This is a genomic window from Atribacterota bacterium (assembly GCA_028717805.1).
Classification (GTDB): domain Bacteria; phylum Atribacterota; class Phoenicimicrobiia; order Phoenicimicrobiales; family Stramentimicrobiaceae; genus Stramentimicrobium.
Genome location: JAQUNC010000069.1, coordinates 1 through 6,243, shown reverse-complemented (window position 1 = coordinate 6,243; position 6,243 = coordinate 1). Strand labels below are relative to the sequence as shown.

Here is a 6,243-nt window from a genome sequence, read left to right as displayed (position 1 = left end):
AATACTTTATAACACCATATAACAATAATATATTATATATAATAGCATTAAACATTAACATATAATAGTTAACCTTAATTGAACACAGGGGCAAGACGGCACTTGCGTGCCGGGCCATATCTCCCGCAGGCCAATATTGAGGGAATATATCTATTACATAATACGGATACTATCGGACCTTCCCCGAAGGTCAGCGATAATACTGCATTATGTAATACGGGAGATATGCCAGCGGATGGATGGTATAAAGCAGTAGATATATATCAGTAGAAATTTCATTATAGGTGTAAATATTATTGATATCCGCTTCTTGCCCCTGTAGTATAAATGATGGTAAAAAAGAGATGGCAATCGTGCGGTTCTTGGCTTTCGTTTCAAGCGGGAAAATACCCCGCTTCAAACTCAGGGCAAACGTTTGTTCGGTTATGTAGTCGTGCACTACTTTATTCTTCCCTTGCAGTTATAATAGCGGGAAATATAGTTGCAAGGTCAGAACAAAGAACGTGCACTCCGGGGAGCCGAAATGTGGGGAAAAACAAGAAAAAAAGAGATAATATTCTTATCTTTATATCGATATTTTGTAAATATTATTTCGACTTTGTGGTTTTATATATTTTTGTATGGTATATTTTAAATATAATATACTGTTAGTTCTTTTGTTAAAAAATATTATAGTACCTATTAACAAAAATTGATAAAGGCAAACTGCCTGAAAAGACAGGACGCAAAGCGATGGGTCTAAAGTAAGCCTTTGCTATGGTTGCCACGCTGCCGATTTTTTTATATTTGCTACTTATATATTTTTTCCTGAAGTATAAAATAATTTATTAGGGAGGTGGTGCTTAAATAATAGATCATTGGCCAAATCTTTTAATTAATTACTTCTTTTTCTATAAGCAAATAGATATTTGCTTTTTATTTGTGATCATTTTAAACACCCACAAATGAAGCCTTATAAAAATTTACATAGGAGCATAAAAATATGAAACGAAACAAAGATAAGATTTTCCTTTTTACCATCGTTACACTTTTAACGGCTTTTCTGACTTTTTCATTTACCGGCTGTGTACCTCCTGTTCCTGAGGTAATAGAAGTTACCGGAGTAAGTATAACTGAGGAAGACCATTCAATCGAAGTTGGAGATGCCCTGCAGTTAACAACACTAGTCACTCCGGAAGATGCTGACAATAAAGCAGTAACATGGGAATCGGATAATGCTGATGTAGCTGCAGTTGATGAAAATGGTCTGGTGACAGCATTAAAAAAAGGAGTAGCCAATATCACTGTTATAACAGAAGACGGTGCTTTTACTGATACTATAAAGATAACCGTTACAAAGCCTTATGTGCCCTCTCCTCCTACTATCAAGAAATATGAGGTAGATTTTCAAGTAATCGATGCAATACCAGTAGGAATAAACAGTAGAAATGGTATTTCAATTGACTTATCCGGATTCAAAATAGAAATATTCACAGATGCTGAAAGACTCAACAAGAAAACTGATACCCTAACTGATGTTGAAGGTAAAGCCTCAGTAACGCTTCCAAATGGGGAATACTGGTTTAGGGTAAGTAAAGAAGGCTATGCAGATTATCCTCCTGAAGCTCCCCTTTCTTTACAAAGACAGACTCAACCTGCCTACTTCAAAGTAGAGGGTGCTGATGTTACTGATATTCCACCGATACCCATGCAAAAAACCTATATTCTTACGATGGTTGTTGACCCGACAGGTTCCGGGACTGCAAGCGATGATACAAACACCGGTCCTTATACTGCAGGAACTGAGGTAACTATTTCTGCTGAAGCTGCTGGGGGATATAAGTTTGACAGCTGGTCTGCGACCGTAGGTATCTTTGCTGATAATACCAGTGCCGATACTACCTTCACCATGCCTGATTCTAATGCCACAGTAACCGCCAATTTTGCTCCAACCTATACTGTAACTGTGGATTCCGTAGAAGGCGGGACAGCAACTGTTGTTGCGAATCCCAATTCAGCCGTTTTGGAAGGAGATACCGTAACAGTTACCATCAGCAACATTGAAGAAGGTAAGGCCTTCTCTTCCATCGCTGTGGAAGGTGATGATACCACTAATTCAATAACAGCTACAGAAGTAACAGCAGGTGAAGAATATACCTTCACCATGCCGGCTGAGGATGTGACAGTTACAGTGACCATTGAAACGAGTTGTACTCCTCCTGAAGTAGTTCCTGGTTATTTTAACAGCAGCAGCGATGCAGGGTCTAATACTTCTTCTGTCTCGGTCCCATTACATCCAAATTCCAATATAGGTGATCTGGTTATTATTATTTTTGCCACTGAAGGAGATATGGGAACTGTTACTCCTCAGGATGGATTCCAGGAAATAATAACTAAAACAGGTAGTGGGTATCCCGGTATTGCAGCTTTTTATAACATTTTGACAGAAACTGAAAATAATGATTTTACCTGTACGCTTGAAAATCAAAATGAATGGCTTGCCCAATCTTATAAAATAACCGGTCATAGAAACACTGATCCTATTGGAAATTCAAATGATGGTATGATAAATAATAACTTCGTACTTCAGGTTCCTGGTATTAACGGTGCATCCTGTTCATTATTAATTGCAGCTGCAGTAAATAATGAGGTTGAATTTTGGTTTTCTGAAATGGAGTGTATAGGAAAACATAGCGATGATAGCATGAAACTATATTTCGAAATATCAAAAGAAAATAGAGAGAATGCCTCTTATACCGGTGCTCGTTTTTTCAATTTGTGGGACGATGATTATAGTGGGGATATTAGTGGAATTATGTTTGAAATACTATCTCCCAATTCAGAATATCAAGCCGGTGCATAGGGGAAACAAGGGGACAACGGTTCTCTGTTTTATGATAAAAAATACATATCAATAATAAATGAAATTTTTTGGAGGTTTCAAGGAATTATGAATAAAAAATTAATTAGCTCTCTTCTCATTTTGTTGTTTGCTTTATTATTTATCGGATGTAGTGGTGTTCAGAAAACTGCCGATTTAGATCTTTCTTTCGATCCAAATCCTGCCCCATATGACTTTGGATTAGATGAATGGCCTTTTACAATTACAGTAACCGAACAAAATGGAGTTGGTGTTACTTTAACCGAATTTACATTTAAAACATATAACAATAATAATCAGCTATTAAGCACAGATGTTTTTGATTCTGAGGAAATTATTGATAGGTTTGATACAAATTATGTTTCAGCATTTTCTTCCATAGATCATGATTTGGGTCGTGCCAATAATGTTAATGGTATCAAATATGCAATCATTTCAGTCGAAGGTTTAGACGATAATAATGTTCCTGTTTCTGCAGAAGCAAGAATAGATTTTCTACCTTTTCTTTAAAAAAATAACACTGTTAAACAGGCATAATTTATGGCAAGGGGGAGGTAATTTTTCCTCTTGCCATAAATTATGGTCATCCTCTGATTGCATATCTTCAGGCAAAATAGCTCAAAAGTGTATTTCTTTTTGAGATATTTTTCTGAAGTTATGATCTTGTGTCTTTTCTTTCTTCTTAAGCATTGCTTTTTACAAGTCAGGGATAGTTTCCTGTTTTGAAAAAAGTAATGCTCTTTCTTCCGGCAATTCTCCCGCCAGTCATGGCATTTTAGGATCTGGCGGGTGTATTGCCTCTTCTCTTTATCTTATTCTTTTAATGCCCTATTCTATTCCCAGCATGTCCTGAAACTGCCCTGCACGGATATTCTTTCCTGTATCCTTAGCAGGGCAAGTTGATGGAGATGCGCACAATAAAAAGACAGTTGAGCGGAAAAGACGAAATAGCCTGCTCTGAAATGATTTATTTGAGAGCAGGCAGGCAAAATAACGAAAGAGCAGAACAAGGATTGTATTTTTCGGGAATAAGTCCCTGTTGACGAAAACGGAGAGAAAAGGCACGCATGCCGTGGTGCCGCACCGAGTGAATAACGAGGTGTGTCTTAAACAACACGGCATAAAATATAGTTTACATAACACCACATTATCGTCTGCCCTGAACAGGGTGTGATAATGTTTGTTATGTAATAATATTTTTCTTAAGTGCCGCCGTACGGTGGGCTGTTAATGATTAAATCGCGATGCAATTTACCGGATTACGAATTCATAGGTAACGATATGCTTTCATTTATACTATGAGAGTTTCTTATGAATTGTTCCCGAGTACGGATGAAGGGAAAAAACCGGAAAATCCCACTCTTGAAATTTTATCGGTAACGATATACCAGCATTTATTCCGGTAGAGTTTCGGATAAAATTAATTTAGCAGTTATTTTATTCTTTTTTTTATGCAAAAACAATCTAATCTATAGAAAATATTATTATTTATATAAATTTCATAAAATAATGTCTAAACCACTCAATTATGGGGAATAAAATAATAGACCAACCAATTAATTAATTAAATATCAATTAAAATAAATCGCTAAAGGCAAACTGTCCGAAAGGGCAGGGCGCAAAGTCATGGGCCTACCGTCATATCATGACCAGGGCTGCCAGACCGCCGATTTGTTTTTTTATTCTTAGAGGTCAAAGAGTTCAAAAGATTAGATGTTTATTGGTAAATTAAAAATCGCTCAATAAACAAATTTACATAATTTAAAAAATGTTAAAAGGAGAGTAAAAATATGCCTAACCGGAAATGTGCAAATAATAGCTCAAAAAGAACCATAAAAATGTTCAGAACTTATAGAAAACAGTTAATCAATATTTTTTTATTAGTTATCATTACTTTGACATTTTTAACCACATACTGCATGGGAAACAACCAAACTCAAGGTGAAGAACTTTATCAGCAGGCCCTTAAACTGGAAGACCAGAACAATTTCAGTCAGGCAGTAAATCTCTATGAGCAGGCATACTCTACCCTATTAGAAGAAGAGAATTTGGACCTGGCTACTAAGTGCAGTGAATCCTTGCAAAGACTATTGATTTTCCAGATGGTTTATCCTTATACTTTTGATCAGCTTGAAGACGTAATCCGGCAGACATTTCCCCAGGCTACTGGGGAACAAATAGAAAACTGGATTAACAGCAAAGAGATAGAACATTATATCTGGGACGGGGAAGAGTATTATTTTTCAGACGGAATACAAAATCTCAAGTTCCGATACATAGAACTGATACAGTCAGATGAAGCAGCAGAGCAGGAATACAATAATCTGGTACTCAAAGTAAACAAAAATGCCCTGGAACAGCCGGATCATCCCTGGCAACAGTATCAAAAGCCAGCTACTTATCGAGGCATTCATGCTATTACAATTCCCAGAGACAAGTTACCCGAAACAGGTACCTACCGTCTATGGTTACCAATGCCCATCAATACTGGTCCACAGACCCAGGTTACCATTGAATCTATAACACCAGATAAATGGGTTACACAACCACCCAGCATCGATGAGGAAATTGGTTTATTATATATGGAAATTCCCATGGAAGAACTTTCCGAAGATTTGGAAATCCAGGTCAGCTTTACCTTTAATCACTATGAACAGAGATTTTTGGTAGATCCTGAAAATATTGGAGAATATGACAAAGATTCTGCTCTCTATCAAAAATACACCAGGTCTTATGGCAATACGGAGATAACTCCAGATATTAGAAAAATGGCTGAGACTATTGTTGGTGATGAAACAAATCCTTATTTTGCTGCCCGCAAGCTTTATGACTATATTGTTACCCAGGTGGATTATGCTTTCATGCCACATCTGATATTCTGGCCCAGGTCATCGCTGACCGAAACAGATTATGTCCATATAAACCAGCGGGGTGATTGTGGTGCTCAGTCTATGTATTTTTCTGCCATGTGCCGCTCTCTTGGTATCCCGGCTAGAACCACCGGTGGCTGGCAGCTTTTCAAAGATGAGTTTAGTGGTCACTTTTGGGCAGAATTCTATTTACCCAACTATGGCTGGATACCGGTAGATACCTCTGCTGCCCAGCTTGCTTATTACCCAAAAGACTTAACCGATCAACAGAGGCAAATTTTTATTGATTATTATTTCGGTAATCAGGATTCTATGCGCTGTGTAGTCCAAAATGACACAGATGTACCTTTGATTCCGGCAGCCCATGGAATGCTATTGATGCCCCTGGCTATTCAGGTACCCGCTGTTGAGTATTCTATTCCTGTTATAGACTTTCCTGATGAAGCATTTTTGGAATATTATACGATAGATTGTGAAAAAATAAACCCATAAGCAAATTGTTCAAAAGAAGAA

At 37.3% G+C, this 6,243-nt stretch carries 5 protein-coding genes and 2 riboswitches; all 5 genes read left to right on the top strand.

The window, feature by feature from the left end; translation table 11 throughout:
• The first annotated feature begins 102 nt into the window (after nt 1-102).
• The 5 genes from PHD84_10285 to PHD84_10265 all read left to right on the top strand — a co-directional run bounded on the left by PHD84_10285 (nt 103) and on the right by PHD84_10265 (nt 6,222).
• Nucleotides 103-270: a hypothetical protein gene (locus tag PHD84_10285; protein ID MDD5638182.1), complete on the top strand. Its 168-nt coding sequence runs from the start codon at nt 103-105 to the stop codon at nt 268-270.
• Nucleotides 271-689: 419 nt separating this feature from the next.
• Nucleotides 690-776, top strand: a riboswitch (cyclic di-GMP riboswitch).
• Between the two features lie 206 nt (nt 777-982).
• The gene (locus tag PHD84_10280; GenBank protein MDD5638181.1) at nt 983-2,842 is read left to right on the top strand and encodes an Ig-like domain-containing protein; all 1,860 of its coding nucleotides are present in this window, start codon (nt 983-985) and stop codon (nt 2,840-2,842) included.
• Nucleotides 2,843-2,929: 87 nt separating this feature from the next.
• Entirely contained in the window at nt 2,930-3,370 is a 441-nt protein-coding gene (locus PHD84_10275) for a hypothetical protein (protein MDD5638180.1), read from the top strand.
• Nucleotides 3,371-3,762: 392 nt separating this feature from the next.
• Nucleotides 3,763-3,903 carry a hypothetical protein gene (locus PHD84_10270; GenBank protein ID MDD5638179.1) on the top strand — a complete coding sequence of 47 codons (141 nt, stop codon included), beginning with the start codon at nt 3,763-3,765 and terminating at the stop codon, nt 3,901-3,903.
• Nucleotides 3,904-4,443: 540 nt separating this feature from the next.
• Nucleotides 4,444-4,531: riboswitch (cyclic di-GMP riboswitch) on the top strand.
• Between the two features lie 119 nt (nt 4,532-4,650).
• Nucleotides 4,651-6,222 carry a transglutaminase domain-containing protein gene (locus PHD84_10265; GenBank protein ID MDD5638178.1) on the top strand — a complete coding sequence of 524 codons (1,572 nt, stop codon included), beginning with the start codon at nt 4,651-4,653 and terminating at the stop codon, nt 6,220-6,222.
• Nucleotides 6,223-6,243 lie beyond the last annotated feature (21 nt).

Coding starts and splice junctions, on each gene's coding strand:
- PHD84_10265 (MDD5638178.1), top strand. CDS start 4,651: ATGCCTAACCGGAAATGTGCAAATAATAGCTCAAAAAGAACCATAAAA.
- PHD84_10280 (MDD5638181.1), top strand. CDS start 983: ATGAAACGAAACAAAGATAAGATTTTCCTTTTTACCATCGTTACACTT.
- PHD84_10275 (MDD5638180.1), top strand. CDS start 2,930: ATGAATAAAAAATTAATTAGCTCTCTTCTCATTTTGTTGTTTGCTTTA.
- PHD84_10270 (MDD5638179.1), top strand. CDS start 3,763: ATGGAGATGCGCACAATAAAAAGACAGTTGAGCGGAAAAGACGAAATA.